The sequence below is a fragment of the Ruegeria sp. N8 genome (assembly GCF_056531325.1).
In genome coordinates this window covers 602,125-627,155 of sequence record NZ_JBQFLQ010000002.1, presented here as the reverse complement: position 1 = coordinate 627,155, position 25,031 = coordinate 602,125, and the positions used below count along the sequence as shown (strand labels likewise).

The following is a 25,031-nucleotide window of genomic DNA, read 5'->3' as shown; positions in this document are numbered from 1 at the left end:
GAGCATTTTATGGTCACGACCCGGCTGGATGAGATTGACCGCAAGATTTTGGCGGAATTGCAGGCAGACGGTCGCATGACCAATGTCGAATTGGCGAAACGTGTCGGGATTTCAGCCCCTCCTTGCCTGCGTCGGGTTCGCACGCTTGAGGAATCGGGTTTTATTCGCGGGTACCATGCCGAGGTAAACGCGCGCGAATTGGGGTTCGAGGTTCAGGTCTTTGCCAGCGTCGGTCTGGAAAGTCAGGCCGAAACGGAACTGACCGCCTTTGAGGAACGCTGTCGCGAATGGCCCTTGGTCCGGGAGTGTCACATGCTGAACGGTGAGGTGGATTTCATCCTGAAATGCGTCGCCCCCGACCTCAGCAGTTTTCAACAGTTCCTGACCGGAGAGCTGCTGACGACGCCGAACGTGGCCAGTGTTAAAACATCACTGGTCATTCGTGGCGCTAAGGACGAGCCCGGCGTGCCTTTTGACGTGCTGGAAGAACGAATGAACCGGACGGCGTAAAGCGCGTCCGTTTATGTGCGGCACAACACCTTGGTAAGATGGCCGTCACGTACAAAAACAATACCCAACCCAATAAAATCTGCATAAAGCCCCCACTCTGCAGTATCTGGTAATTTTCAAGCTGTGATCGCGTCGACCTCACCATCTCCGGCGCGCGGCATCAGCAGCGGTCCGAAATCGTTCAGCGAATCGGCATGCGCGAACAGGTTCAGAAAGATCGACCGCAAGGAGTGGCTGATCATGCGCACCGCGTTCACGCCGGGATGATAGGTTTCAAACTGCAACCCATCGACTTTGATAACCGCGTGACGTTTCAGGCAGATGTGAAACAGTTCAACTGGCGTCGGCGGCAATGTCTCGATCACGTTCATTCCGTCCTGGAATTCGTGAACCGGGGTCAGGATCGTCTCATTCCCGTGTAGATGCCGAAGATGCGCCGGAGTGCCCACGATCCGGGCTGATGGCCCCGCGATCACGCCTGAAAGAGGTTTTTGCATGCCGAATGTGTCGGCCATGATGCGGGTCAGCGGACGGGTGCGGCCACGCGAATCTTCGCGCCCCGGTACCAGCGTGACCGAGCCTTTCCACAACACGATTTGTGAGGTGCCATCCTGTGTCAAAACAGTGTCTCCGGGCAGTAGGTCTTCGATTGCGACCGGCCCGGTTTCAGTGTCGACCAGCGATCCGCGGGTAAAGGCGCAAAAGGCATCCTCGAACATCGGCAGGGCTGGCGCGATATGGCGGGTTTGCGCAATGTCACCATTGGGCAGAAGTGCACTGACCTCATAGCGCCGCAGCTGCGCCTTGGGTTTGTTCGGTGCACGTGACGCGTCGCGCAGCATCGCTGACGTATCAACCGCATTTCTGGCCGCCCGCGAGAGCGAATGTGGAATAGGCATTGTTATTCCGTCCCTTCTAAAGTCCGCTCAGACAGGTTGACCCCTCCGTCCAGGCCCGTCTGACCAGTTTTCTTCTTTGTATTGAATGAAAGGGCGACCTTGGGGCGATCGTCGCACTGACGTCGCATCGCAGCAGTATCGCGCATCCCTTTGGTCAACATCTTGACCCCCCAGACAAACTCACAACAACGCGGGCGGAAATTGCCTGCGCACACATGCCCCTAACCCGCGCCGCGCAAAATACCTGCGGCAGGGTACGCGTCAGGCCGGAGCACCCCTCTGACGCGGGTCTTGGCCCAGGGAACCGGCAGCTTGGTACCCTGAACATCGCGATCAACGTCGTGCCGCCAAGCGGCGGGCAACCCTGATCGAGTGGCTGGAAACGCCCTTCCACGGCATGTCCAGACCTTTCTCTCTGCTCGCCGCGATGACGGCGCTTAGAAAGCGAGATTTTCCCTTCATTCCTGTAGTCCTGCTCTTGTCGAGGTCGTGGCCTCAATTCCCTTTGGACCTAATCTGACGCCATATTGCGGCAGCGATAAGGCTGATCCGGGATCAATTCAGGACAAAATGAAGGATGGCAGCTCCTCTTTCTTTATACTGTCCTGCACTGCTGGAGCATCGGCAGATAAGCACCTGAGACCGGACAATAAAACTTGGTTTCTTCCGACTCAGGTAGACACAAAGAATGTGGCGAAAAGGTGGCGATATCGCCACAATTCGGTCTAGGTTAATAATTTGATTGCAGAAATCAGGCGGCCATAATCTGCTTCTTTGGCGTGGGTGGCCCGGCGGTAGGAATAAAACCGGTCCGGGTCCGAATAGGTGCAATGGCGCGTCCATTCCGCTTGGCCGATTCCCGCCTGTCGCAGACGATGCAGGCCAAAAGCGGGCAGGTCGAATTGCAGTCGGTCGCCTTCTCCATTGGCAAAGAAACGCAGGTTATCGGGTGATTCGGCGACAAAACTGTCCAGAAAATCCGGACCGACCTCATAGGCCCGCTGCGAGATCGTCGGCCCGATGACAGCGACTGTATTCGCGCGGTCCGCGCCAAGCGCCTCCATCGCGTCCAGTGTTGCCTCAAGCACACCGTCCAAGGCCCCGCGCCACCCGGCATGGGCGGCACCGATCACATTGGCTTGAGCATCCGCAAACAGAACCGGCTGACAGTCTGCGGTCAGAATCGAAAGCGCCAGACCCGGTGTCGCCGTCACAATCGCATCCGCTTTTGGCCGGTCGCCGGTTTGCGGGCCATCAACGGTCACCACGGTCGGCGAATGCACCTGATGCACGCCGACCAGCGCGTCGGGGTCGACCTCCATCGCGTCGGCCACGCGGCCCCGGTTGATCGACACGACCTCGGTTTGATCCGAGGACCCGTAGCCGCAATTAAGTCCGGTAAAAATCCCCGAGGAGGCACCACCCCGGCGGCTGAAGAAACCGTGGCGCACGCCTGACAACATGTCCGAGGTCAGTATTTCCAGTGTCATGGTTCCAATCCCGGTGGAGGTGCCGCGTAGGAGGGGTAGAGACCCAGTAATTTGAACAGGTTTCCCATTTCATCGGGATGCGTCAACCTGCGATGTGCAGCCACCAGCATTTCAAGCTTCGCCCCGCCGAGCGGTTTGGCCAAAGCTTGCGCACGGGCGGTAATGCCCAGCCGTTCCAGAAACACGCCCTGAGGGGTCAGACGGGAATGGGCGCAACCCGCGGCACGCGCTGCCAATGCGAGTGGTTCGAAATCTACATGGGCGGTCAGATCGGCCTGACCGGGTGTATCTAGCGGATCCACACGCTCATGCCCGCGCAGGGCCTGAAACGTGTCGCCCAGTGAATGCCAGTCGCCATAATCCACGATCAGACCGGCACCGCCGTGGCTTGCGATTCGACCCGCGATGACGGTCAGGATGGGGATTGCCGCCGCGCAAAGCTCAACCAGATCGCCATCTTTCGTGTCTTGCAATCGGTCCGTCAGCGCAACCTGATCCGCCTGGGTCCCCAACCCGAAGGTCAGCGATTCGCCCTCGGCCCCGATCAGGCGCTCGCGCCACGCAGGGCCATCGCGCAGGAACTGGCGGATGGGCAGGGCGTCAAAGAACTCGTTGGCGACCAGAAACAAGGGCGCGTCGGGCAGGTCGGCAACCGTTGTGACCCAGCGCGGTGCAAATTCGTTTAACGTTTCTGCCTGAATGTCGCGCAGGGTCGGTGAGGCTTCGAACAGCACGATCTCAGCCGCGTCATGGAAGCCACGGACCCCGCGTGTGGCCCGGAGGATGTCCACCATCAGTGTTCCGCGCCCCGGCCCAAGCTCGACCAGAACGAAGTGATCGGGGTGGCCCTGATCCATCCAGCTTTGCGCCAGACTTAGGCCGATTAACTCACCGAACATCTGACTGATCTCGGGCGCGGTCACGAAATCGCCCTGCGCGCCGAAAGGATCGCGGGTGGTATAATAGCCATAGGTCGGGTGCAGCAGGCATTCGGTCATGTAGTCGGCCACGGTCATCGGACCGTCCTGCGCGATGCGCTCCAGCAGATGGTCGGTTAGGCTCATCGCGCGTGTCGCGCCCGCAGGGCGAACCACAGGCCAAGCGCAATCATGGGCAGCGACAAGAGCTGCCCCATGGTCAGGCCATACCCGCCAATATGCCACGCAAGACCCAGAGGGTTCCCGACCGAGATAAACTGTGCGTCCGGCTGCCGAAAGAACTCAACGATAAAGCGAGACGCGCCATACCCGGCCAGAAACACGCCCATAACCAGTCCGGGTTTGCGCAGCGCGCCCTTGCGGTAGACCAGCCACAGCAGCATGGCCCCCAGCAGCAACCCCTCCAGCGCGGCCTCGTAAAGCTGCGAGGGGTGGCGTGCGCACATTCCCACCAGCACGCCAGGGCAGTCTTGCGCGGCAGGGCCGGGGAAGATTATCGCCCATGGCACCTCGCTGGGGCGGCCCCAAAGCTCGGCGTTGATGAAGTTGGCCAATCGTCCCAGCAGCAGCCCGGGCGGAACAGTGTGGGCAATGAGATCAGCCAGCGGCAGAACCGTTATCTGGTGACGGCGGGCATAGATGTAAGAGGCGACAATCACGCCCAGCAGACCGCCGTGAAAGGCCATGCCGCCTTGCCAGACTTTCAAAATGTCCTCCGGGTTCGCAAGGTAATAGGCGGGCTGGTAAAATAGCACGAACCCAAGTCGACCACCCAGAATCACCCCAAGGATGATCCAGGTGATCAGATCCTCAAGCTGCTGGGGTTTCATTGGCGGCGTGTTATCTGCCCAAAGTGCGGGGCGTTTCAGCGCCGCTGCCCCCAGCCTCCACGCGATCAGGATGCCCGCGATATAGGCCAGCGCGTACCAACGCAGCGCGAACTCCATCCCGAAGAGTGAGATCGAGAACAGTTCGGGCGACAGATCGGGGAAATTCAGAACAGCCTGCATGTGCGTCTCATTGCCCGTGCTTTGCAGGGCAAGTCAACCTTGAGCCTGACGCAAAGTTTACCCATATAGAGAACAACCGCGATTTCGGAGAAAAACTATGCAGACCCGCAACAAGATCCTCGACGATGTATCCCAACTGATGACCAACGCCATGGGCGTGGCGCAAGGTGCACGGGAAGAGGCCGAGAACGCGATGAAGTCGATGATCGATCGCTGGCTGGCCGACCGCGATTTTGTCACCCGCGAAGAATTCGATGCCGTCCGCGCCATGGCGCAAAAGGCGCGCGAGGAAAACGCAGCCTTGGAACAGCGTATCGCCGCGCTTGAGGCCAAGCTGGACAAGTAACGTCCGCTGCAATTCATCGAAAACAGGAAAAGCACCGCGCAATCCTTAGCCGGGTTGTGCGGTGTTGTGCATCTTGCCGCCTTGCGGAATTTAATCAAGACAAAGCTGCACCCGGCGCCAATATTTTGATCGCCGTGGCCATTCGTCCACAACTTATTGCTGTTATCCCCAAGAAATAGGGTTGCCAGACGGGTGCGCGCGGCGCACCATATTTAGTACAGGCACATGGGGGAAGCCCGGCTTGTAGAGCAGGCAACTAGCGCTGGGGCGCTGCCAGCCCCAAATTGCTAGAGATAAGTGAGGTGGCATTATGGCCCTATCCGAGCAGTTTCTCGAAGAAGACCTTCATCCGATTGATATTGTTGAACACCTGGCCGAACATCACGACTGGGATTTTGATCGTATCGGCGACGATCAGATCGCCATGGCTGTCGAAGGACAGTGGCGCACCTATTCCATCACTCTGGCCTGGTCGAACTATGACGAAACCCTGCGCATGGTGTGCTCGTTCGAAATGGACCCGCCATCCGAGCGGGAAAGCGAGCTGTATGAGCTTCTGAACAAGATGAATGATCAGTGCTGGGCCGGGGCGTTTACCTATTGGGCCAACCAGAAGCTGATGGTTTATCGCTATGGTCTGGTTCTGGCGGGTGGTCAGACGGCCAGCCCGGAACAGATCGACACGATGATCACTGCTGCGGTTCTGAGTGCTGAACGCTATTACCCGGCGATCCAACTGGTCACATGGGGCAATCGTGATCCCGAAGATGCGATGCAAGTCGCCATTGCAGAGGCTTACGGCCGCGCGTAAAGCTTTGCCCCAAGCCAGATAATGGGGAGGGGCAATCATGGATATGTCGCGTGTCGCGGATCAGGGGCTGGTGCTTCTGGGATGCGGTAAGATGGGATCGGCCATGCTGGCGGGCTGGCTGGAACACGGCCTTCCTGCCTCTTCGGTCTGGGTCGTTGATCCGTACCCCTCGGACTGGCTGAAAGCACAAGGCGTCAATATAAACACAGCAATGCCCGAAGCGCCCGCCGTGGTGCTTGTGGCCGTCAAACCGCAGATGATGGGCGAAGCATTGCCCGCGATCAAAACGCTGGGCGGGGGCGGCAGTCTGTTCGTCTCGGTCGCGGCGGGGACGTCGATTTCCACATTTGAGTCCGTGTTGGGCGCGGGCACGCCGATCGTGCGTGCGATGCCGAATACGCCTGCAGCAATCCGGCAGGGAATCACGGCGCTGATCGGTAACGTACAGGCCTCCGAGGCCGATGTGACCATGGCCGAAAACCTGTTGTCCGCGATTGGTGAGACTGTCCGGCTGACGGATGAAGCGCAGATGGACGCAGTGACTGGCCTCAGCGGGTCGGGCCCGGCCTATGTGTTCCACCTGATCGAAACGCTGGCTGCTGCGGGTCAGGCGCAAGGCTTGCCGCATGAACTGGCGATGAAACTGGCGAAGTCCACCGTGGCTGGGGCAGGCGCACTGGCCATGGCCGCCGACGAAGACCCCGCGCAGCTGCGGATCAACGTGACCTCGCCCAATGGCACCACGCAGGCCGCGCTTGAGGTGCTTATGCACGAAGAACAGGGTTTCCCCGATCTGCTGCACCGCGCCGTCAAAGCCGCCACCGACCGATCCAAGGAGCTGTCCCGTGAGTGAGATTACCTTCGACGATTTTCTCAAGGTCGATATCCGCGTAGGTGAAGTGATCCGCGCCGAGCCGTATCCCGAGGCCCGCAAGCCTGCGATCAAGATGTGGATCGACTTCGGCGATGAGATCGGCGAGCGCAAGACCTCGGCCCAGATCACCGCGCATTACGACCCGGCCACTCTGGTCGGCAAGCAGGTGATGGCTGTGGTGAATTTCCCGCCGCGCCAGATCGGCAAGTTCATGTCTGAAGTCCTGGTGCTGGGCCTGCCCGACGAAAACGGTGAGATCGTTCTGATCGGACCGGATGGCAACGTTCCCATCGGCGGAAGGATGCACTGATGAAGGTATTTATTGCCCGGCCGATGACGCCAGCGGTCGAAGCGCGCGCAAGGGCTGAATTCGACGTTGAATTCCGGCCCGAGACTGCGCCGATGTCTGAGGAAGAAATGATCAACGCGCTGAACACGTTCGACATTGTCGTTCCGACGCTGGGCGATCAGTTCTCGGCGGATATCTTTGCGCAGGTGCCTGACCCGCGTTGCAAGCTGCTGGCCAATTTCGGCGTTGGGTATAACCATATCGACGTAAGCGCCGCGCAAGCTGCCGAAATCGCCGTCACCAACACCCCCGGCGCAGTCACGGACGCGACCGCCGATATCGCCATGGCGCTGCTGTTATCCACGGCCCGTCGCGCGGGGGAGGGTGAGCGCCTTGTTCGCGCCGGTGATTGGGAAGGCTGGCATCCGACCCAGATGCTGGGCCACCACGTCACCGGCAAACGGGTTGGTATCGTGGGCATGGGTCGCATCGGTCAGGCCATCGCGCGGCGTTGCCACTATGGGTTCTCGATGCAGGTGGCCTATCAATCGCGAAGCGCGAAGGATCTGGATTTTGCGGCAGAGTTCATTCCCGATCTGTCTGCTTTGGCGGCTTCGGTCGATTTCCTTGTGCTGGCGGTTCCCGGTGGCGCCGCAACCCGGCATCTGATCAATGCGCAGGTGCTAGAGGCGATGAACCCCAACGCCCTGCTGGTCAACATCGCGCGCGGAGAGGTCGTGGATGAAGCTGCCCTGATCGCAGCCCTTCAGGCGGGGCAGATCGCCGGGGCTGGGCTGGATGTCTATGAATTCGAGCCCAAGGTCCCACAAGCTCTGATCGACATGGACAACGTGACCCTGTTCCCGCATCTGGGTACCGCGACGGAGGAAGTGCGCACGGATATGGGCAACATGGCGCTGGATAATGTCGCCGCCTTTGTCACGGGGCGCGCGCTGCCGAACCCGGTTTAGTCGCCCATCGCCTCGCGCCAATGCTTGCGGCAAAGCGAGACATAGGTCTCGTTCCCGCCAATCTGAACCTGTGCGCCTTCGGTGATGGTGTTGCCGTTCTCGTCCTGCCGAATGACCATCGTAGCCTTGCGACCGCATTCGCAGATCGTGCGCACCTCGCGCATTTCATCGGCCAGCGCCAGCAGCGCGGCAGAGCCCGGAAACAGACGCCCCTGAAAGTCCACGCGCAACCCGTAGGCCAGAACCGGTATTTTCAGATCATCCACGGCACGCGCCAGTTGCCAGACCTGATCCTCGGTCAGAAACTGCGCCTCATCAATGAACACGCAGGCCACCTTGCCCTGTTTCAGGCGCGCGTCGATCATGGCAAAAACATCGTCCTGCGCCCCGAATGTGTCGGCATCCGCCGCAATCCCGATGCGCGAGGCGATCTTGCCCACACCCGCACGTCCATCCAGCCGGGCCGTCATCAGATAGGTATCCATGCCGCGCTCACGGTAGTTGTGCGAGGCTTGCAGTAACACGGTCGATTTGCCCGCGTTCATGGTCGAATAATTGAAGTAGAGTTTTGCCATACGCCCGGGTCTAAAACGCCAGACCGGCGCGGGCAAGGGACCAATATCAGCCAAGAAAGCGTCGTCGCCGTTGTCGTTGCAAGGGTCGAGCGCAAGCTCATTGGGGATGGATACCCCCGCTTCAACAACAGCGACGCCGTCGGCCGTCATACGGCCTAACCATTGCAGGACCAGAAAAACGCCCCACGGATACTCATAACCGGCTGGAAACGCCGCCACTCACTCACAAAATCCCTTCAATTCTGAGGGATAGTCAATTTATGCCATTTCAATTATGACTCGAGTATGGGAAATTTCCGCACCGTTTCCCCCACACTGGCAGATGTGGTGGTGAAGCCAGGCAGCAAAGGTTGAAACATGGCAGATATCGGGGCCTACCTGAAAAAGCATACCGAGGCATTGGTCAAAGACGTGGGCATCGAATCCGCCTGCGAGATTACCGGGAAATCCAAGGCGACCCTGGGCCGGTATTATTCCGACAATGCCGAGCACGCCGACCGGTTCATGCCGGTGGACGCGGTTGCCCGGCTTGAGGCCGTGTCCAACTTTCCGCATGTGACCTCGGCTTTGGCGGACCTAAAGAACATCACGCTGTCCTATGATGGTCGCAACTCGGACGCGCCCCGAACCGGAGGGGTGAATGCAGACGTTATCGCGCTAAGCCAGCGCTTTGCCATGCTGATGACCGAATACCAGGCCGCCATCGAAGACGGCATCATCACAGTGAACGAAGCCAAGCGTTTGTTGAAAGAGACCAGCCAGTTGCAGCAGGTTTTGATCGAGATGAAGCTGCATCTGGAAGAGGAAAGCGTGAGCTGAGCGCTTCTCATATCTTCGAGCAAAAAAAACTTGAGCGGCGCGTTCTACGAACGGCTATGCCTGCACTTGAGCTATTCCTCTTCCTGACAGCGTTCGTAGCTATCGCCCTGCGTTCTCAAAAAACGGCTTCCAACGGGTTCTGACAGGAGATGAACAAAACTGTCATCACGGTTTAACACCGCACCAATAGCGACATAGCTGCATGGCGTGTCATCGTATTCTTCTTGCGACAGTTGTTCTACATCCGCGCGGATGCGCCAGCCGGTATCGGGATACTTGTCTTCTTCGTCATGTTCGGAATCTTCACGATAAACATATCCCACGCGGGCGCGCCGTTCCAAAACTGCATCATCAACAAAACAGCGGCCAAACCACTTGTTGAAGTCGTTTGAAAAACGCATTTGCAATTCCGGGTCATCCCAATCTATTCCAACTATGTGGTGGATTTTGAACTCGACCGGATCGCCGAGTGTCAATGCAGGTATGTCTTCTGGGGTGTTGTCGAGCCTACCTAGCAAATTTGAGCCGTCGCGGCGTTCTACGATAACCCACATTCTCTCCGCATCGTATTGTTCGGATTCAGGAACAGCGCTGAAAATCAGCTTTACGATTGTTCCAATACCGACTTCAGCAAGCTCTTCTTCGCTTGGTAAATGGAACGTGTATGGGTTTTCTTTTTGCGTTGGGCGCGGGTCGTGAAGGCGAAAACTAGGGCTTGTCACAAATGCAACCTTGATCTGCTTTACAGTTCATCTTCTTGTTTGTTTTCAACGCTAAAGTGGTCAAGCTGCGGGTTGGAGGCAAGAATACCCTGCTGTGAAAGTCGCCTGTTACAAATGATGTTTAACCGCACCGCTTCACGATCACCGAACCCACGGAATACCCCGCCCCGAAGGAGCAGATCAGACCGATTTCTCCATCTGCGAAATCGTCCGAGTATTTGGAGAACGCGATGATCGATCCGGCTGAAGACGTGTTGGCATAGTCTTGCAGGATGTTGGGTTGTTCGCCCGGTTCTGGCTCGCGGCCCAAAACCTTTTTGCCGATGAAATCGTTCATCGTCTTGTTGGCCTGGTGCAACCACAGGCGTTTCAGGTCCGAACTGCTCAGCCCTTCGGAGTCCATATGGTCGGCGATGTGCTTGCTGACCATCGGTAGCACTTCCTTGAAGACTTTTCGGCCGTTCTGCATGAACTGCATGTCACGCCGATCGACCACGCCATCAGGGCGCGAGCGGCGCAAGTAACCATTATTGTTGCGGATATTGTTGGAAAATTCGGTGGCGCAGCGGGTGGAGAGGATTTCGAAATAGGGGCCGGTTGCGTCCTCGACGCGTTCGATCAGGGTGGCGGTGGCGACGTCTCCGAAAATGAAATGGCAATCGCGGTCGCGCCACTCCAGATGGCCAGAGCAGATCTCGGGGTTCACCACCAGCGCGGATTTCACCGATCCCGATCGGATCATATCCGCCGCCGCCTGAATGCCAAACGTGGCCGAGGAACAGGCGACATTCATATCAAAGCCAAAGCCCTTGATCCCCAGCGCCTGCTGAATTTCGATCGCAATCGCCGGATAGGCACGTTCGTGGTTCGAGGCGGCGCAGATTACCAGATCCACATCCTCGGGTGCGCGCCCGGCTTGCGCCAGTGCCTTTTTGCAAGCATCCACGGCCATCTCGGTCATGATGCCGGGTTCATCATCACTGCGCTGACGCAGCAACGGGTGCATCACGTCGGGGTCAAGTACTCCGGTCTTGTCCATCACATAGCGGTTGTGGATGCCCGAGGCCTTGACGATGAATTCTTCCGAGGAATGTTGCAGCGGTTCCATGTCACCTGCGGCAATCGCGTCGGCATGCTCGGCATTGACCTTGTCGGCATAGGCGTTGAAGGCGGTGACGAGTTCTGCGTTGGTGATGATGTTCTCTGGCGTGAATACACCGGTGCCTGTGATTGCTGGCGTGTGCATATGTGAACCTGCGTTTTTCGGATTTGCTCAAAATGCCGCCAATATCCGGTCAGTTCAAGAGAGATTGACCCAAGGGAATGCCAAAGTTGGCGTCCGTATGCGCTTCAATTCTTGAATAGTTCATTTTTTGAAGTATATGCGGTCGCGAGGTCTTTAAGGGATTCGGTCCATGACATTCGATGACAGTGCGCTGGTAAAACGGCTCAGTCCTGAAATGCAGGCCATGATGGGCGTGTATGCCTTGTACTGGAAGCTTGAAGAAAGCTTTGACTCGTTGGAAATCGAGCTGACCCATCAGGAATGCCACATGTTGATCAAGCTAGACCAGCCCAAGCGCATGGGGGTTCTGGCGTCGGATATGCTGACGGTGCCCTCCACGATCACCTCTACGGCGGACGCGTTGGAAGCATCGGGGTATCTATCGCGGCAACGCGACCCTGAAGATCGCCGCGCCTGGTTGTTGGTGCTGACCGACAAGGGGCTTGAAATGCGTCAGGCCCTGGTGGCCGAAGCGGGTGCTTTGTTTCACCGCGCGTCGGGGTTGGATGCTGATGAGACGGCAGAATTTGCGCGTCTGGCCCGGAAAATCCGGGAAAACATATTGAAAACGGGAATACCCGAGGGGTTGAAGAAATGAAATTGATCTCTGTTTTGGGCATTGCCCTTGCCCTGCTGGCCACCTCTGCCACGGCGCAAGAGACGGCCAAACCAGTCAAGCTGATGGTTGTGCAGGAAACTACACCGGGGTTTTCGCGTCAGTTCTTTGGTCGTGTGGCTGCGCGCCAAACGGTCGATCTGGCGTTTCAGGTGGCTGGGCAGATCATGGACATGCCCGTGACCGAGGGGTTCGTGATCCCCAAGGACGAGTTGATTGCCGAGCTAGACCGTGAGCCGTTCCAGCGCCGCTATGACCGGGCTGTGTTGCAAAAAGAACAAGCCGATCGAACGCTGGCACGCTTGTCCCGTTTGCGCGGTACGGCGGCCAGTCAGGTTGCTGTGGATGACGCCGAAACAGCGGCACAACTAGCCGATATCGCTGTGCGCGATGCGCTTTATGATCTGGAACAGGCGACGCTGACCGCGCCCTTTGACGCGCTGGTCTCAAGCCGCGCGGTGGAATCCTTTACAACCGTATCGGCCGGAACCCCCATCGTTCGTATCCACGACATGTCCGAGCTGCGGATCGAAGTGGATGTGCCCGAAATTCTGTTTCAACGCTCGGGCCAGCAGGATGACATCACCATCACCGCCAAATTCCCTGTCAGCGATGAGGTGTTCCCGCTGCAAATCCGCGAGTTTGATGCTGAATCTTCGAGCGTTGGTCAAACCTTCCGCATTCAGTTCGGCCTGTCCCCGCCGGAAGGGCTGCAGATTCTGCCGGGGTCTTCAGTGACGGTGAACGTGCAGGTACAGGATCAACGCACAGGCATCGTGGTCCCGGCGACCGCGATTGTGGCGGATGCCGAAGGAACGCTTGGCATTTTCGTCTTCACGCCGACAGGGGCCGATGAAGGCACGATCACGCGAGTACCGGTGACGATCGAACCCACGGAAAGTGGGGATGTGCGCGTTCTGAGCGGGCTTAACAATGGCGATGAGGTCGTGGTCGCAGGCGGTGGAGCATTGACCGACGGGCAGACGGTGCGCCGTTTTGCCGGTTTTGCGAATTAAAGAGGGCAGGGTCATGAACATCGCGCGCGCATCCATTGATCGGCCGATCTATACGTGGCTGATCATTCTGATCGCTCTGTTTGGCGGCATCTGGGGGTTCCTGTCGCTGGGTCGGCTGGAAGACCCGGCCTTTACGATCAAGAACGCGGTCATCGCCACGCAATATCCCGGTGCCACTGCCGAACAAGTGGCGCTTGAGGTCTCGGAACCTCTGGAATCGGCGATCCAGCAGATGGGAGAGGTCAAAACCATTACTTCGGTCAACCAACCGGGGTTCTCGCTGATCGAAGTTGAGGTGAAGTCTACCTATGACGGAACCGAATTGCCCGAAATCTGGACCAAGCTGCGCGCTAAGGTCCGCGATGCGGCTCGCGCGTTGCCGTCAGGTGTCAGCCAGCCGCTGGTGAATGACGGGTTTGGTGACGTGTTCGGGCTGTTCTATGCGGTCACCGCGGATGGATTCTCGGATGCTGAAAAGCACGAGTTGTCGACCTTTCTGAGGCGCGAATTGCTGACCGTGGAGGGCGTAGCGGATGTCGAGGTGATGGGCCTGCCGGAAGAAGCTATTTTCGTGGAGCCCGACCTAGCCATCTCGGTCAATCAGAATGTGCCGTTGCAGGCGATCAACGATGCCATCGTCAATGCGGATTCGGTGAATGCATCGGGTTCGCTGCGGTCAGACAATGACCGTACCACGGTCCTGACTGCTGAAGGGTCCGATACGGTTTCGGCCATCGCGGGGCTGTCGGTTGGCTCGCAAGGGCAGGTGATCAACCTGTTTGATATGTCCAATGTCTATCGCGGGCGCCAAACCGACCCCGAGGTCATCATCCGCTTTAACGGCGCCGAGGCGTTCACGCTGGGCATCGCGGGCCTGTCGACCGAGAACATTGTCGAGGTCGGCAAGCGCGCCGATGCGAAATTTGCCGAACTGGACGGGCAGATTCCCTATGGTGTCGAAATCCTGCCGATCTATCAGCAACATGTTGTGGTCGAGCAGGCCTCGAACGATTTTCTGGTGAACCTGGCTTTGTCGGTGGCGATTGTAGTGACGGTTCTGGCCATCTTCATGGGCTGGCGCGCCGCGATTGTGGTGGGCTCGACCCTGCTGCTGACCGTGGTGGGAACGCTGCTGTTCATGGCCATCTTCTCGATCGAGATGGAGCGGATTTCGCTAGGCGCGTTGATCATCGCCATGGGGATGCTGGTCGACAATGCCATCGTCGTGGCCGAGGGGATGCAGATCGCCATGCTGCGCGGCAAAAACGCGCGCGATGCGGCGGATGAGGCTGCGTCCAAAACACAAATCCCGCTGTTGGGTGCGACGATCATCGGTATCATGGCGTTTGCTGGTATCGGTCTCAGCCCGGACGCATCGGGTGAGTTCCTGTTCTCGCTGTTTGCGGTCATCGCGATCTCATTGCTGCTGAGTTGGATTCTGGCACTGACGGTGACGCCCATGCTGGGGCACTATTTCTTCAAACAGGGTAAAGAAGGCGCGGTGGATGCTTATGGCGGACTGATGTTCCGTATCTACGGGACCGTCCTGCGCTGGGCTTTGCGGTTCCGTTGGCTGGTGATCGCCGCCTTGGTGGGGGTGACGGTGGCCTGTTTCGCCGGGTTCGGTCTGGTCAAGCAGCAATTCTTTCCGGATTCGAACACGCCACTGTTCCTTGTGCATTATAAATTGCCGCAAGGTACTCCAATTTCCCGCACCGCTGATGATATAGCCGTGTTTGAGGAATGGCTGACCAACAGGGATGAAGTCGTGTCGGTCGCAACTTTTGTCGGACAGGGCGCGACCCGGTTTTTGCTGACCTATTCGGCCGAAAAGCCGAACCCCAGCTATGGTCACCTGATCATCCGAACCGAAACCCTTGAAGACATCCCGCAACTGCGCGCGGATCTGGAAGAATTCGGCTCGGCCCAGTTCCCTGAGGGTGAGTTTCGCACCCGCCGTTTGATCTTTGGTCCGGGTGGCGGCGATCCGATCCAGGCGCGGTTCTCGGGCAGCGATCCGGTGGTTCTGCGGCAACTGGCGGACGAGGCCGTGCAAAGAATGCGCGCCGCGTCCGAGAATGCCCTGCACGTTCATCACAACTGGCGCGAAAAAGAGCTGGCGGTTCAACCGATCTACGCGACCGAGCGCGCCCAAACCGCCGGTGTCAGTCGCGAAGACATCGCAGCCACGTTGCAATTTTCAACTGATGGCATCACCGGCGGGGTGTTCCGTGAACGCGATCGCCTGATCCCGATCATCCTGCGCCGCGCAGCGGATGGCGATTACTCGATCGTGGATCAGGTGGTGTACTCGGACCAGTCAGAACGCTTTGTTCCGATCGAGCAGATGGTGGACGGGTTCGAATACAAGGCCTTGAACACGCTGGTACATCGGCGGGATCGGGTCCTGACCATCACTGTTGGTGCAGATATCCCGGCAGGGTTCACGGCGGCTCAGGTCCATTCCGAAGTCCGGGCGGCCATCGAAGACATGGATTTGCCCGCCGGATACCGGATGGAATGGGGTGGTGAATTTGAAAATGCCGGTGAGGCCAATGAAAGCCTTGGACGGCAACTGCCCTTGAGCCTGCTGATCATGGTCTTGATCTCGGTGCTGATCTTCAACGCGATCCGGCAGCCGATCATCATCTGGCTGCTGGTGCCGATGTCGGTAAATGGGGTAGTCATCGGGTTGCTGGGCACCGGGTTACCATTTACCTTTACGGCGCTGCTTGGGCTGCTGAGCTTGTCGGGGATGCTGATAAAAAACGGCATCGTTCTGGTGGAAGAGATCGACCTGGTTCGCGCAACCGGTAAGGGACTGCACGAGTCGATCGTCGAAGCCTCGGTCTCGCGTTTGCGCCCGGTGATGCTGGCGGCGATAACGACCATTCTAGGGATGGCACCGCTGTTGACGGATGCGTTCTTCAAATCGATGGCGGTGACGATCATGGGAGGGTTGGCCTTTGCCACGATCCTGACCATGGTGGCCGCGCCCGTGTTCTACATGGTGTTCTTCCTGCCGGAATACCGGCGCAAATCAGCGCCGCAACCTGTTGTTTAAATGAAAAACCCCCGGTCAGAGACCGGGGGTTTTGCTTTTTTCTGTAACCGGGTGGTGGGGTTAACCCTGCAGGGATTTGACCTCGACATCGCCCTCGGCCTGCGCCTTGATCGCCAAAGCTGCGGCATGGCTAGCGGCCGCAGTGGTGAAATAGGGGATCTTGTCATACAGCGCGATGGAGCGGATGGACTTGCTGTCTTCGACCGCCTGTGCGCCTTCGGTGGTGTTCATTAGCAGCTGCACCTGACCGTCTTTGAGCATATCGGCCACGTCGGGTCGGCCTTCATAGACCTTGTTTACCACGTCGCAGTCGACGCCTTGCTCTGCCAGCCAGGCTTGCGTGCCGCGCGTTGCAACCAGTGAGAAACCCTGTTCGGTCAGCACCTGCGCCGCCTCAAGCATTGCGGGTGTCTTGTCGGCATCCTTGATCGAGATAAATGCGCGGCCCTCGGACGGCAGCACCATACCAGCGCCCATCTGCGCCTTGAGGAAGGCGCGCGGGAAGTCGCGGTCCCAGCCCATGACCTCGCCGGTCGAGCGCATTTCGGGGCCCAGAATGGTATCAACGCCGGGGAAGCGGGCGAAGGGCAGCACGGCCTCTTTCACCGAGAACCACGGCATGTCCGGGTCGGCCAACGTCATCTGGTCGGCAATCTTGGTGTCCTGACCTTCCTTGTACGCGGGGCGCATCGGGAAGGTTGAGAGCTTCTCACCAGCCATGATACGCGCTGCGATGGACGCAATCGCGCTGTCGGTCGCCTTGGCGACGAAGGGCACGGTGCGTGAGGCGCGCGGGTTCACTTCGATCAGGTAGATCTCATCGTCTTTGATCGCGAACTGAACATTCATCAGACCGACCACGTTCAGAGCCTTAGCCAATTTGAACGCCTGATCCTTGATCTGATCGAGGATCTCCTTGGACAGCGAGTAGGGCGGCAGAGAACAGGCCGAGTCGCCCGAATGCACGCCGGCCTCTTCGATATGCTGCATGATACCTGCCACGTGCACATCGGTGCCGTCGCACAGCGCGTCCACGTCCAACTCAACCGCGCCCGCCAGATAGCTGTCCAGAAGAACGGGGCTGTCGCCCGAGACGACGACGGCCTCGTTGATATAGCGCCGCAGCTGATCCATATCGCGCACGATTTCCATGGCGCGCCCGCCCAGAACGTATGAGGGGCGGATGACCAGCGGGAAGCCGATCTCGTCTGCAATCTCAAGCGCCTGTTCGTCGGTCGAGGCGATGCCGTTCTTGGGCTGTTTCAGGCCTAGTTCGTTGACCAGCGCCTGGAAGCGTTCGCGGTCTTCGGCAAGGTCGATGGCGTCGGGCGTGGTGCCGAGGATCGGAATGCCTTCGGCCTCAAGCGCGTTGGCTAGTTTCAGCGGGGTCTGACCGCCGAACTGAACGATCACACCGTGCAGCGTGCCGTTTTCCTGCTCTTTCGTCAGGATCTCCATGACGTGTTCGAAGGTCAGCGGCTCAAAGTACAGGCGGTCCGAGGTGTCATAGTCGGTGCTGACGGTCTCGGGGTTGCAGTTGACCATAATGGTCTCATAGCCCTGTTCGGTCAGCGCGAAACAAGCGTGGCAGCAGCAATAATCGAACTCGATCCCCTGACCGATCCGGTTGGGGCCACCGCCGAGGATGACAACCTTTTTACGGTCGCTTGGGCGGGCTTCGCATTCGACCTCGCCCATCATGGGGGCCTCATAGGTCGAGTACATATAGGGTGTCTGCGCCTCGAACTCGGCGGCGCAGGTGTCGATACGCTTAAACACGGCGGTGACGCCTAAGTTGAGACGGGCACGGCGGACATTGCTCTCATCTCGGCCGGTCAGGCTGCCCAGACGGGCATCGGTGAAGCCCAGCATTTTCAGCTTGCGAATACCGTCCTCGGTGACGGGCAGGCCATCTTTGCGCACCTGACGCTCGGCTTCGATGATCTCGCGGATGCGGGCCAGGAACCACGGGTCGAACTTGGTGACGCCGAAAATCTCGTCGTCGGTCAGACCATGGCGCATGGCCTGCGCGATGGTGCGCAGGCGATCCGGTGTCTGCTGGCTGATGGCCTTGATCACAGCGGCTTTGTCGTCGGCTTCATCCCATAGACCAACGTTCAGACCGGGGATTTCAATCTCATCAAAGCCGGTCAGGCCCGATTCCATCGAGGCCAGCGCCTTTTGCATCGATTCGTGGATCGTGCGGCCGATGGACATGGCCTCACCCACCGACTTCATCGCGGTGGTCAGGTAGGGTTCCGAGCCGGGGAATTTCTCGAAGGCGAATTTCGGGATCTTGGTGACCACATAGTCAATGGTCGGTTCGAAGGACGCAGGCGTGACCTTGGTGATGTCGTTGTCCAGCTCGTCCAGCGTATAACCCACGGCCAGTTTCGCGGCGATTTTCGCAATCGGGAAACCGGTCGCCTTGGACGCCAGCGCAGACGAGCGCGACACGCGCGGGTTCATCTCGATCACGACCATGCGGCCATCGACGGGGTTGATCGCCCATTGCACGTTCGATCCGCCGGTCTCGACCCCGATCTCGCGCAGCACGGCAATCGAGTGGTTGCGCATGATCTGGTATTCTTTGTCGGTCAGCGTCAGGGCCGGGGCCACGGTGATCGAGTCGCCCGTGTGCACGCCCATGGGATCGACGTTTTCGATGGAACAGACGATGATGGCATTGTCGGCGGTGTCGCGCACCACCTCCATCTCATATTCTTTCCAGCCCAGCAGGCTTTCGTCGATCAGGATCTGACCCACGGGGGACGCATCCATGCCTGTGCGGCAGATATGAATGTAATCCTCGCGGTTATAGGCCACGCCGCCGCCGGTGCCGCCCAATGTAAAGGCGGGGCGGATGATGGCGGGCAGACCGACGGTCTCCAGTGTCTCAAGCGCCAGCGCTACGCCCGCGTCCAGATCTTTTTTGCCGTCCGCGTCCTTGGGGGCGGTTACAATCTCGGCTTTGGGGTTTTCGATGCCCAGCCTGTCCATCGCCTCGCGGAACAGTGCGCGGTCTTCGGCCATCTCGATGGCGTCACGCTTGGCACCGATCATCTCGACGCCGAACTTGTCCAGCACGCCCATCTCTTCCAGCGCCAGCGAAGTGTTCAGCCCGGTCTGTCCGCCCATGGTAGGAAGCAGGGCGTCGGGGCGCTCTTTCTCGATGATCTTGGCAACAACTTCGGGGGTGATCGGCTCGATATAGGTGGCGTCGGCCAGACCTGGGTCGGTCATGATCGTGGCGGGGTTCGAGTTCACCAGAATGACCCGGTAACCTTCTTCGCGCAGCGCTTTACATGCCTGAGCGCCGGAATAGTCGAACTCGCATGCCTGACCGATGACAATGGGCCCCGCCCCGATGATCATGATCGACTTGATGTCGGTTCTTCTCGGCATGGCCACGTTCCTTCAATTGTTCGCGAGTCAGGGCACCCCCAAGCGCCCAAATTGTCCTGCGTTATAGGGACAGCGCGAAAAGGTTCAAGGGGTATCGGAAACAGGGGTGAAATTGCCGCTTTCCCCTCTTTCCCTCGGCACCGTATTCTCTATACCGCGCAGCACGGCAAATGAGGATGCAGGTGCGTATTCGTTTCGATCAGGGCCCGGCCGGGCAGGGGACCACTTTTGACCGGCCCACGCAGGTGATCCGCGCCGACCGCGCGGAAGATGTGCCCCACGCGTTGGAGGCGCTGGATTCCGCGCGCGCGGATGGTGCGTGGTTGGCCGGTTATGCCAGCTATGAGCTTGGTTATGCGCTGGAGCCGAGGTTGTCCGCGCGGATGCCCGAGGGCCGCCGCCTGCCATTGCTGTGCTTTGGCGTCTTCGACACGCCAGCCCAAAGCGACCTGCCTGCGCCTGCGGGTGGAGTGACCGGTTTCGCGCCTCGCTGGGACGAGGCGCGCTATACCCAAGCCTTCGCGCGCGTGCATGAGGCCATCGGCGCGGGCGATATCTATCAGGCCAACCTGACCTTTCCGATTGACCTGATGGTCGAAGGCACCAGCGCCGCTTTGTATGCCGCGTTGGCGGCAGGTCAGCCCGTGGGCCACGGCGCGCTTGTGCAGCAGGACGGTTTGCCTGACTTGCTCAGCCGCTCGCCCGAGCTGTTTTTCCGTACCGATGCCGACCGTTTGATCGAAACGCGCCCGATGAAAGGCACCCAACCGCGCAGCGAGGATTTGGCCGAAGACGCCCGCCGCCGCGATTTCCTGTCGAGTGACGCAAAGAACCGGGCCGAGAACCTGATGATCGTCGACCTGCTGCGCAACGATATCAGCCGTGTGGCGCTGCCCGGTTCGGTCAACGTGCCCGAACTGTTCAAGGTTGAAACTTATGCGACCGTGCATCAGATGATCTCGCTGGTGCAGGCGCAGCTGCATCTGGGGGCCGAGCTTTCGGACATTCTGATGGCGCTTTTCCCCTGCGGCTCGATCACGGGTGCGCCCAAAATCCGCGCGATGGAGATTCTATCCGACCTCGAACCTTGGCCGCGCGACATCTATTGCGGCGCGATTGGCTGGGCCGCGCCGGATGGGCGGTCGGAGTTTAACGTGGCCATCCGCACGCTGATGGTCGAGGGCGGCAAAGCCACCCTGAATGTGGGCGGCGGCGTGGTCTGGGACAGCACTGCCCCATCCGAATATGAGGAGGCGCTATGGAAAGCCCGCTTCGCCCGCCAGATGACCCTGACTTTCGCTTGATCGAAACGCTGGCCTTCCGGCCGGGGCAGGGGTTTGTGCGCCGTGATCGCCATCTGGCGCGCATGGCGCGATCGGCTGAGGCGTTGGGAGTGCCGTTTGATCGGGCCCGCGCCGTGGCCGCTTTGGAAGATGTCGCGGGTCCATCCGCTCTGCGTTGCCGGCTGACGCTAGATATGGCAGGCGCTGTGGAGGTGACGACCGGTGCGCTGCTCGAGAACCCGCCGTTCTGGCGTGTGGCAATCGCGGATCAGCGTTTGCGGGCCTCGGATGTGTGGTTGCAGCACAAGACCACACAACGCGCGCTTTATGATGACGCCCGCGCATCGCTGCCACCGGGAATTGACGAACTGCTGTTCCTGAATGAACGCGACGAACTGTGCGAGGGCACGATCAGCAATCTGTTTCTGCACATGCCTGATGGACGCGGCCTGACGCCCGCACTGTCCTGCGGCGTGCTGCCCGGCATACTGCGCGAAGAGGCGCTGAAAAATAAACAGGTTACTGACGCCGTGTTATCCTTGACCGACCTGAAGGATGCGACAGAAATATATGTCGGAAATTCCTTACGAGGCCTGATCCGGGCGGAGTTGGTAGAACTGTGAGCAAACAATTCGAGTGGGCCGAGAGCGCGCCTCAAACGCTGCGGCTGCGTGTCGAGTTCGGACTGTTCTTCATCGCTGTCCCGGTGCTGATCGCGGTATTCTTTCCGCCCAGTTGGATGTTCCCGTCGCTGTTCAGTTTCACCGCACTTGGCATCTTACTGCTGCACTATACACCGGGCTTTGAATGGGCCGAACTGCGATACAACCATGGCAACTGGTCCTGGACCGAGGTTGCCCTGTTTGCCGTTGCGATGACTCTGTTTTGCGTGGCGGTCGTGATGATCGCCCGCCCCGAGGCCGCCTTTTTTCTGCTGCGCGAACGGCCCGAGATCCTGCTGATGATCTGGGTCTTCTACCCTTTCATCTCGGCCCTACCGCAAGAGCTTCTGTTTCGGTCGCTGTTCTTCCGCCGCTATCATACAATCCTGCCGGGCGAGCGCGCGGCCTATCTGCTGAACGCCGCGCTGTTTTCGCTGGCGCATCTGATGTACTGGAGCTTGATCGTCGCTGTCATGACATTTGCGGGTGGGCTACTGTTCACTTGGGCCTATCGCAAACGCGGCTCATTTTTCTATGCGGTGCTGTTGCATGCGATTGCGGGCAATATCATCTTTGCGGTCGGTCTGGGCATCTATTTCTACTCGGGCAACGTGCAAAGGCCGTTTTGAGCGGGATACCTGCCTTGACTTTCGCGGCCCGACGGGGTGTATCGGCGCGACGAATTCTGCGCCCGAAGGGATATGATCCATGCACGCCTATCGCAGCCACACCTGCGCCGCTCTGACCGCCGCCAATGTCGGTGAAACCGTCCGCCTGTCTGGCTGGGTGCATCGGGTCCGCGACCACGGTGGCGTGCTGTTCATCGACCTGCGCGATCACTTTGGTGTGACGCAAGTTCTGTGCGACGGCGACAGCGCGGCCTTTGCCGAGTTGGAAAAAGTACGCTCCGAATGGTGTATCCGCATCGACGGAACCGTCAAAGCGCGTGACCCCGAACTGGTGAACCCAAAACTGCCCACAGGCGAGGTTGAGGTCTACGTGCGCGAGCTGGAAGTTCTGGGCGCGGCCGACGAACTGCCGCTGATGGTATTCGGCGATCAGGAATACCCTGAGGAAACCCGCCTGCGCTATCGTTATCTGGACCTGCGCCGCGAGGTGATGCAGCAGAACATGACCCTGCGCTCGGACGTTGTCGCCTCGATGCGCCGCCGCATGTGGGATCAGGGCTTCCGCGAATACCAGACGCCGATCATCACGGCGTCCTCTCCCGAAGGCGCGCGCGACTTTTTGGTGCCCTCGCGCCTGCATCCGGGCAAGTTCTATGCGCTGCCGCAGGCCCCGCAGCAGTTCAAACAGCTGATCATGGTGTCGGGCTTTGACAAGTATTTCCAGATCGCACCGTGCTTCCGCGATGAAGACCCGCGGGCCGACCGCTCGCCTACCGATTTCTATCAGCTTGACCTTGAGATGTCCTTTGTCGAGCAGCAGGACGTGTTCGACACGATCCAACCGGTTCTGACCGGTGTTTTCGAAGAATTCGGTGGTGGCCGCAAAGTGGATCAGGAATGGCCGCAGATATCCTACAAGGACGCGGCCCTGTGGTACGGCAGCGACAAGCCCGACCTGCGGAACCCTATTAAAATGCAAGTGGTCTCCGACCACTTCCGCGGGTCTGGCTTCGCGATTTTCGCGAAGCTGTTGGAGCAGGAGGGTACCGAAATTCGCGCTATCCCGGCGCCGACCGGCGGCAGCCGCAAGTTCTGTGACCGTATGAATGCGTTTGCGCAGAAAGAGGGTCTGCCGGGAATGGGCTACATCTTCTGGCGCGATCAGGGCGATGGGATGGAAGCCGCAGGTCCACTGGCCAAAAACATAGGCCCCGAGCGCACCGAGGCGATCCGTCAGCAACTGGGCCTGGGTGTCGGGGACGCGGCGTTCTTCCTGGGTGGCAAGCCGAAGGCCTTTGAAAAGGTGGCTGGTAAAGCTCGTGACGTGATCGGTGATGAGCTGGGTCTTACCGAAAAAGACCGCTTTGCCTTTGCCTGGATCGTCGATTTCCCGATCTATGAGCAGGACGAAGAAACCGGCGCGATCGACTTTGAACATAACCCGTTCTCGATGCCGCAGGGCGGTATGGAGGCGCTAAACGGCAACCCTCTGGACGTGCGCGGCTATCAGTACGATCTGGCCTGTAACGGGTATGAGTTGGTATCGGGCGCGATCCGGAATCATAAGCCTGAGATCATGCTGAAAGCTTTTGAGCTGGCAGGCTATGGCGCGGATGAGGTGAAATCTCGCTTTGGTGCTTTGTTCAATGCGTTCCACTATGGCGCGCCGCCGCACGGTGGCTGTGCCGCGGGTATCGACCGGATCGTGATGCTGTTGGCTGATGAGGCCAACATCCGCGAGGTCATGATGTTCCCGATGAACCAGCGCGCCGAAGATCTGATGATGGACGCACCGTCCGACCCTAGCTCGGATCAGTTGATGGAGCTGGGATTGCGGATCATCCCGCAGGAATGACAAGAAAACCCGTCGCAACGCTTGCGGCGGGTTTTTTCTTTGGTCGGATGTTTCGCGAAGAGGTCAAAGCTGTCCGGTTTGCTCCAGTGGATCGTTGACCAAGGCTCGGGCGGCGCGAATGTTGCGGGCCGCCGTGCGGGTCTGGCAATAGATCCAAAGGCTCAGCAGCGTAGCCGTCGCGAAATAGGCTGTTGCCATCTCAGATCGCCTCACGCTGTTCCAGGCGAGCTTGAACGATCCCGGCGACCTGAGCGGCCAATGCGGTGACGGGCGTCCCTTCGGCGCGGGACGCGGCCAAGCGTTTGGCCGCGTCTGCCAGCACTTTGTCATCGGCATCGCGGGCAACCCCCCGCAGGAACTGGGCGGCATAGTCCAGCGTGCGGTGATCATTCGGGCCAGCCAGCACATCGGCGATATGGGCCATGTCATCCTGATAGGCCAGCGGATCGGGGTTAATGACCTGATCCCGGACAGCGTTCAAGCTGCTGGGGCGGCGATCCTCGGGCAGGTGCTGCAGCACCATGGATTGAAAGTAAGAAAGCGATTTCAGCGGCTTGGCCAGAAAACCGTCAGCCCCGACCTGCATGGCTGCGTTTTCGGTGTAGCTGTCGCCGGACATCGCCAGAATGGCCCCGATACGCGGCGATGCTTCGGTCAATTCGGCAATCAGCTCGGCCCCTGAGCCATCCGGCAGCCCCATATCGACCAAGATGACCGAGGGACGGTAGATCTGCAAATGCCGCCTTGCCGATTTCAGGCAATCCGCGCGTCGGATCCGGGCACCGGAATGCAGGCACATCAGTCGGATCGCGTCGCAAGCATAGCGGCTGTCTTCGACAACCAGAATGGTTTGTCCCAGCAAAGGCCGCATCGCCGTTGGCTGTGCGGCTGAGGTGAAGGGGCTCGAATCGTCCATGGCAGAACTCCTAATCAGCAGATGCCTCACGCTAGGAACTTCTGGC

Annotated in this window: 25 protein-coding genes; 14 read left to right on the top strand and 11 right to left on the bottom strand. The window is 59.2% G+C overall.

The features are described 5' to 3' along the window. Positions 1-9: 9 nt before the first annotated feature. Positions 10-510 carry an Lrp/AsnC family transcriptional regulator gene (locus ACR0C5_RS07220; protein ID WP_170783827.1) on the top strand — a complete coding sequence of 167 codons (501 nt, stop codon included), beginning with the start codon at positions 10-12 and terminating at the stop codon, positions 508-510. A gap of 116 nt (positions 511-626) precedes the next feature. On the opposite strand, the gene ACR0C5_RS07215 is transcribed toward ACR0C5_RS07220, so the two are convergent. The 5 genes from ACR0C5_RS07215 to lgt form a co-directional block, all read right to left on the bottom strand. Then, entirely contained in the window at positions 627-1,409 is a 783-nt protein-coding gene (locus ACR0C5_RS07215) for a Hint domain-containing protein (protein WP_170783829.1), read from the bottom strand. A gap of 333 nt (positions 1,410-1,742) precedes the next feature. Further along, positions 1,743-1,871, bottom strand: a complete 129-nt coding sequence (locus ACR0C5_RS07210) for a hypothetical protein (RefSeq protein ID WP_269149749.1) — start codon at positions 1,869-1,871, stop codon at positions 1,743-1,745. A 263-nt stretch (positions 1,872-2,134) separates the two neighbouring features. After that, positions 2,135-2,899 carry a peptidoglycan editing factor PgeF gene (pgeF, locus tag ACR0C5_RS07205; RefSeq protein ID WP_480503289.1) on the bottom strand — a complete coding sequence of 255 codons (765 nt, stop codon included), beginning with the start codon at positions 2,897-2,899 and terminating at the stop codon, positions 2,135-2,137. Next, complete coding sequence (locus tag ACR0C5_RS07200; protein ID WP_480875595.1) at positions 2,896-3,963, bottom strand: class I SAM-dependent methyltransferase; 1,068 nt, start codon at positions 3,961-3,963, stop codon at positions 2,896-2,898. The genes pgeF and ACR0C5_RS07200 overlap by 4 nt, the downstream gene beginning before the upstream one ends. After that, positions 3,960-4,847, bottom strand: coding sequence for a prolipoprotein diacylglyceryl transferase (gene lgt, locus ACR0C5_RS07195; protein ID WP_480857074.1), 888 nt, complete (start codon positions 4,845-4,847; stop codon positions 3,960-3,962). The genes ACR0C5_RS07200 and lgt overlap by 4 nt, the downstream gene beginning before the upstream one ends. 97 nt (positions 4,848-4,944) lie before the next feature. Between lgt and ACR0C5_RS07190 the strand changes: the two genes are divergently transcribed. From ACR0C5_RS07190 to ACR0C5_RS07170, 5 genes are all read left to right on the top strand, one after another. Next, positions 4,945-5,193: an accessory factor UbiK family protein gene (locus tag ACR0C5_RS07190; protein WP_170352360.1), complete on the top strand. Its 249-nt coding sequence runs from the start codon at positions 4,945-4,947 to the stop codon at positions 5,191-5,193. Positions 5,194-5,503: 310 nt separating this feature from the next. Beyond that, a complete protein-coding gene (locus ACR0C5_RS07185; protein WP_170352361.1) occupies positions 5,504-6,004 on the top strand; it encodes a type III secretion system chaperone family protein in 501 nt (166 codons plus the stop codon). Between the two features lie 37 nt (positions 6,005-6,041). Beyond that, complete coding sequence (proC, locus tag ACR0C5_RS07180; protein ID WP_170769044.1) at positions 6,042-6,857, top strand: pyrroline-5-carboxylate reductase; 816 nt, start codon at positions 6,042-6,044, stop codon at positions 6,855-6,857. Next, complete coding sequence (locus tag ACR0C5_RS07175) at positions 6,850-7,188, top strand: tRNA-binding protein (RefSeq protein ID WP_170769045.1); 339 nt, start codon at positions 6,850-6,852, stop codon at positions 7,186-7,188. The genes proC and ACR0C5_RS07175 overlap by 8 nt, the downstream gene beginning before the upstream one ends. Further along, entirely contained in the window at positions 7,188-8,138 is a 951-nt protein-coding gene (locus tag ACR0C5_RS07170) for a 2-hydroxyacid dehydrogenase (protein WP_170769046.1), read from the top strand. Before ACR0C5_RS07175 ends, ACR0C5_RS07170 begins: the two co-directional genes overlap by 1 nt. Here ACR0C5_RS07170 and ACR0C5_RS07165 read toward each other — a convergent pair. Next, positions 8,135-8,713 carry a thymidine kinase gene (locus tag ACR0C5_RS07165; protein WP_170769818.1) on the bottom strand — a complete coding sequence of 193 codons (579 nt, stop codon included), beginning with the start codon at positions 8,711-8,713 and terminating at the stop codon, positions 8,135-8,137. The two genes, ACR0C5_RS07170 and ACR0C5_RS07165, sit on opposite strands and share 4 nt — an antisense overlap. 357 nt (positions 8,714-9,070) lie before the next feature. On the opposite strand from ACR0C5_RS07165, the gene ACR0C5_RS07160 reads away from it, so the two are divergent. Continuing rightward, positions 9,071-9,532, top strand: coding sequence for a hypothetical protein (locus tag ACR0C5_RS07160; protein WP_170769047.1), 462 nt, complete (start codon positions 9,071-9,073; stop codon positions 9,530-9,532). A gap of 71 nt (positions 9,533-9,603) precedes the next feature. Here the strand turns inward: ACR0C5_RS07160 and ACR0C5_RS07155 are convergent, their stop codons facing one another. Both ACR0C5_RS07155 and ACR0C5_RS07150 read right to left on the bottom strand, forming a co-directional pair. After that, entirely contained in the window at positions 9,604-10,254 is a 651-nt protein-coding gene (locus ACR0C5_RS07155) for an immunity protein Imm33 domain-containing protein (protein WP_480875590.1), read from the bottom strand. 121 nt (positions 10,255-10,375) lie between these two features. Beyond that, positions 10,376-11,500, bottom strand: coding sequence for a beta-ketoacyl-ACP synthase III (locus ACR0C5_RS07150; RefSeq protein WP_480875588.1), 1,125 nt, complete (start codon positions 11,498-11,500; stop codon positions 10,376-10,378). A gap of 169 nt (positions 11,501-11,669) precedes the next feature. Here ACR0C5_RS07150 and ACR0C5_RS07145 point away from each other — a divergent pair, with 169 nt between their 5' ends. The 3 genes from ACR0C5_RS07145 to ACR0C5_RS07135 are packed head-to-tail and all read left to right on the top strand — an operon-like array spanning position 11,670 to position 16,235. Beyond that, positions 11,670-12,137 carry a MarR family winged helix-turn-helix transcriptional regulator gene (locus ACR0C5_RS07145; protein ID WP_170783850.1) on the top strand — a complete coding sequence of 156 codons (468 nt, stop codon included), beginning with the start codon at positions 11,670-11,672 and terminating at the stop codon, positions 12,135-12,137. After that, positions 12,134-13,171: an efflux RND transporter periplasmic adaptor subunit gene (locus tag ACR0C5_RS07140; protein ID WP_480875584.1), complete on the top strand. Its 1,038-nt coding sequence runs from the start codon at positions 12,134-12,136 to the stop codon at positions 13,169-13,171. The genes ACR0C5_RS07145 and ACR0C5_RS07140 overlap by 4 nt, the downstream gene beginning before the upstream one ends. A 13-nt stretch (positions 13,172-13,184) precedes the next feature. Further along, positions 13,185-16,235 (top strand): efflux RND transporter permease subunit, encoded by a 3,051-nt coding sequence (locus ACR0C5_RS07135; RefSeq protein ID WP_480875581.1) that lies wholly within the window; start codon positions 13,185-13,187, stop codon positions 16,233-16,235. Positions 16,236-16,295: 60 nt separating this feature from the next. Here ACR0C5_RS07135 and carB read toward each other — a convergent pair whose 3' ends face one another. Beyond that, complete coding sequence (gene carB, locus ACR0C5_RS07130; protein WP_480875579.1) at positions 16,296-19,640, bottom strand: carbamoyl-phosphate synthase large subunit; 3,345 nt, start codon at positions 19,638-19,640, stop codon at positions 16,296-16,298. Between the two features lie 176 nt (positions 19,641-19,816). Between carB and ACR0C5_RS07125 the strand changes: the two genes are divergently transcribed. From ACR0C5_RS07125 to aspS, 4 genes are all read left to right on the top strand, one after another. Beyond that, on the top strand, positions 19,817-20,944 hold the full coding sequence (locus ACR0C5_RS07125) for an aminodeoxychorismate synthase component I (protein ID WP_480875577.1): 1,128 nt from the start codon (positions 19,817-19,819) through the stop codon (positions 20,942-20,944). Then, a complete protein-coding gene (locus tag ACR0C5_RS07120) occupies positions 20,899-21,546 on the top strand; it encodes an aminotransferase class IV family protein (RefSeq protein ID WP_480503279.1) in 648 nt (215 codons plus the stop codon). The genes ACR0C5_RS07125 and ACR0C5_RS07120 overlap by 46 nt, the downstream gene beginning before the upstream one ends. Further along, positions 21,543-22,214, top strand: a complete 672-nt coding sequence (locus ACR0C5_RS07115) for a CPBP family intramembrane glutamic endopeptidase (RefSeq protein ID WP_480875574.1) — start codon at positions 21,543-21,545, stop codon at positions 22,212-22,214. Before ACR0C5_RS07120 ends, ACR0C5_RS07115 begins: the two co-directional genes overlap by 4 nt. A gap of 79 nt (positions 22,215-22,293) precedes the next feature. Then, on the top strand, positions 22,294-24,069 hold the full coding sequence (gene aspS / locus ACR0C5_RS07110) for an aspartate--tRNA ligase (protein WP_480875573.1): 1,776 nt from the start codon (positions 22,294-22,296) through the stop codon (positions 24,067-24,069). A 63-nt stretch (positions 24,070-24,132) separates the two neighbouring features. On the opposite strand, the gene ACR0C5_RS07105 is transcribed toward aspS, so the two are convergent. Next, positions 24,133-24,267 (bottom strand): hypothetical protein, encoded by a 135-nt coding sequence (locus ACR0C5_RS07105; protein ID WP_480875571.1) that lies wholly within the window; start codon positions 24,265-24,267, stop codon positions 24,133-24,135. A 1-nt stretch (position 24,268) separates the two neighbouring features. After that, positions 24,269-24,985, bottom strand: a complete 717-nt coding sequence (locus tag ACR0C5_RS07100) for a response regulator (RefSeq protein WP_480875568.1) — start codon at positions 24,983-24,985, stop codon at positions 24,269-24,271. Positions 24,986-25,031 lie beyond the last annotated feature (46 nt).

What these genes read in the sequence shown, in the direction of transcription:
- ACR0C5_RS07140 (WP_480875584.1), top strand. Translation starts at nt 12,134, where the DNA reads ATGAAATTGATCTCTGTTTTGGGCATTGCCCTTGCCCTGCTGGCCACC.
- ACR0C5_RS07185 (WP_170352361.1), top strand. Translation starts at nt 5,504, where the DNA reads ATGGCCCTATCCGAGCAGTTTCTCGAAGAAGACCTTCATCCGATTGAT.
- ACR0C5_RS07105 (WP_480875571.1), bottom strand. Translation starts at nt 24,267, where the DNA reads ATGGCAACAGCCTATTTCGCGACGGCTACGCTGCTGAGCCTTTGGATC.
- ACR0C5_RS07170 (WP_170769046.1), top strand. Translation starts at nt 7,188, where the DNA reads ATGAAGGTATTTATTGCCCGGCCGATGACGCCAGCGGTCGAAGCGCGC.
- ACR0C5_RS07200 (WP_480875595.1), bottom strand. Translation starts at nt 3,963, where the DNA reads ATGAGCCTAACCGACCATCTGCTGGAGCGCATCGCGCAGGACGGTCCG.
- ACR0C5_RS07215 (WP_170783829.1), bottom strand. Translation starts at nt 1,409, where the DNA reads ATGCCTATTCCACATTCGCTCTCGCGGGCGGCCAGAAATGCGGTTGAT.
- ACR0C5_RS07165 (WP_170769818.1), bottom strand. Translation starts at nt 8,713, where the DNA reads ATGGCAAAACTCTACTTCAATTATTCGACCATGAACGCGGGCAAATCG.
- ACR0C5_RS07220 (WP_170783827.1), top strand. Translation starts at nt 10, where the DNA reads ATGGTCACGACCCGGCTGGATGAGATTGACCGCAAGATTTTGGCGGAA.
- ACR0C5_RS07150 (WP_480875588.1), bottom strand. Translation starts at nt 11,500, where the DNA reads ATGCACACGCCAGCAATCACAGGCACCGGTGTATTCACGCCAGAGAAC.
- ACR0C5_RS07135 (WP_480875581.1), top strand. Translation starts at nt 13,185, where the DNA reads ATGAACATCGCGCGCGCATCCATTGATCGGCCGATCTATACGTGGCTG.
- ACR0C5_RS07120 (WP_480503279.1), top strand. Translation starts at nt 20,899, where the DNA reads ATGGAAAGCCCGCTTCGCCCGCCAGATGACCCTGACTTTCGCTTGATC.
- aspS (WP_480875573.1), top strand. Translation starts at nt 22,294, where the DNA reads ATGCACGCCTATCGCAGCCACACCTGCGCCGCTCTGACCGCCGCCAAT.
- ACR0C5_RS07100 (WP_480875568.1), bottom strand. Translation starts at nt 24,985, where the DNA reads ATGGACGATTCGAGCCCCTTCACCTCAGCCGCACAGCCAACGGCGATG.
- ACR0C5_RS07190 (WP_170352360.1), top strand. Translation starts at nt 4,945, where the DNA reads ATGCAGACCCGCAACAAGATCCTCGACGATGTATCCCAACTGATGACC.
- carB (WP_480875579.1), bottom strand. Translation starts at nt 19,640, where the DNA reads ATGCCGAGAAGAACCGACATCAAGTCGATCATGATCATCGGGGCGGGG.
- ACR0C5_RS07125 (WP_480875577.1), top strand. Translation starts at nt 19,817, where the DNA reads ATGCAGGTGCGTATTCGTTTCGATCAGGGCCCGGCCGGGCAGGGGACC.
- ACR0C5_RS07145 (WP_170783850.1), top strand. Translation starts at nt 11,670, where the DNA reads ATGACATTCGATGACAGTGCGCTGGTAAAACGGCTCAGTCCTGAAATG.
- ACR0C5_RS07210 (WP_269149749.1), bottom strand. Translation starts at nt 1,871, where the DNA reads ATGAAGGGAAAATCTCGCTTTCTAAGCGCCGTCATCGCGGCGAGCAGA.
- pgeF (WP_480503289.1), bottom strand. Translation starts at nt 2,899, where the DNA reads ATGACACTGGAAATACTGACCTCGGACATGTTGTCAGGCGTGCGCCAC.
- ACR0C5_RS07160 (WP_170769047.1), top strand. Translation starts at nt 9,071, where the DNA reads ATGGCAGATATCGGGGCCTACCTGAAAAAGCATACCGAGGCATTGGTC.
- lgt (WP_480857074.1), bottom strand. Translation starts at nt 4,847, where the DNA reads ATGCAGGCTGTTCTGAATTTCCCCGATCTGTCGCCCGAACTGTTCTCG.
- proC (WP_170769044.1), top strand. Translation starts at nt 6,042, where the DNA reads ATGGATATGTCGCGTGTCGCGGATCAGGGGCTGGTGCTTCTGGGATGC.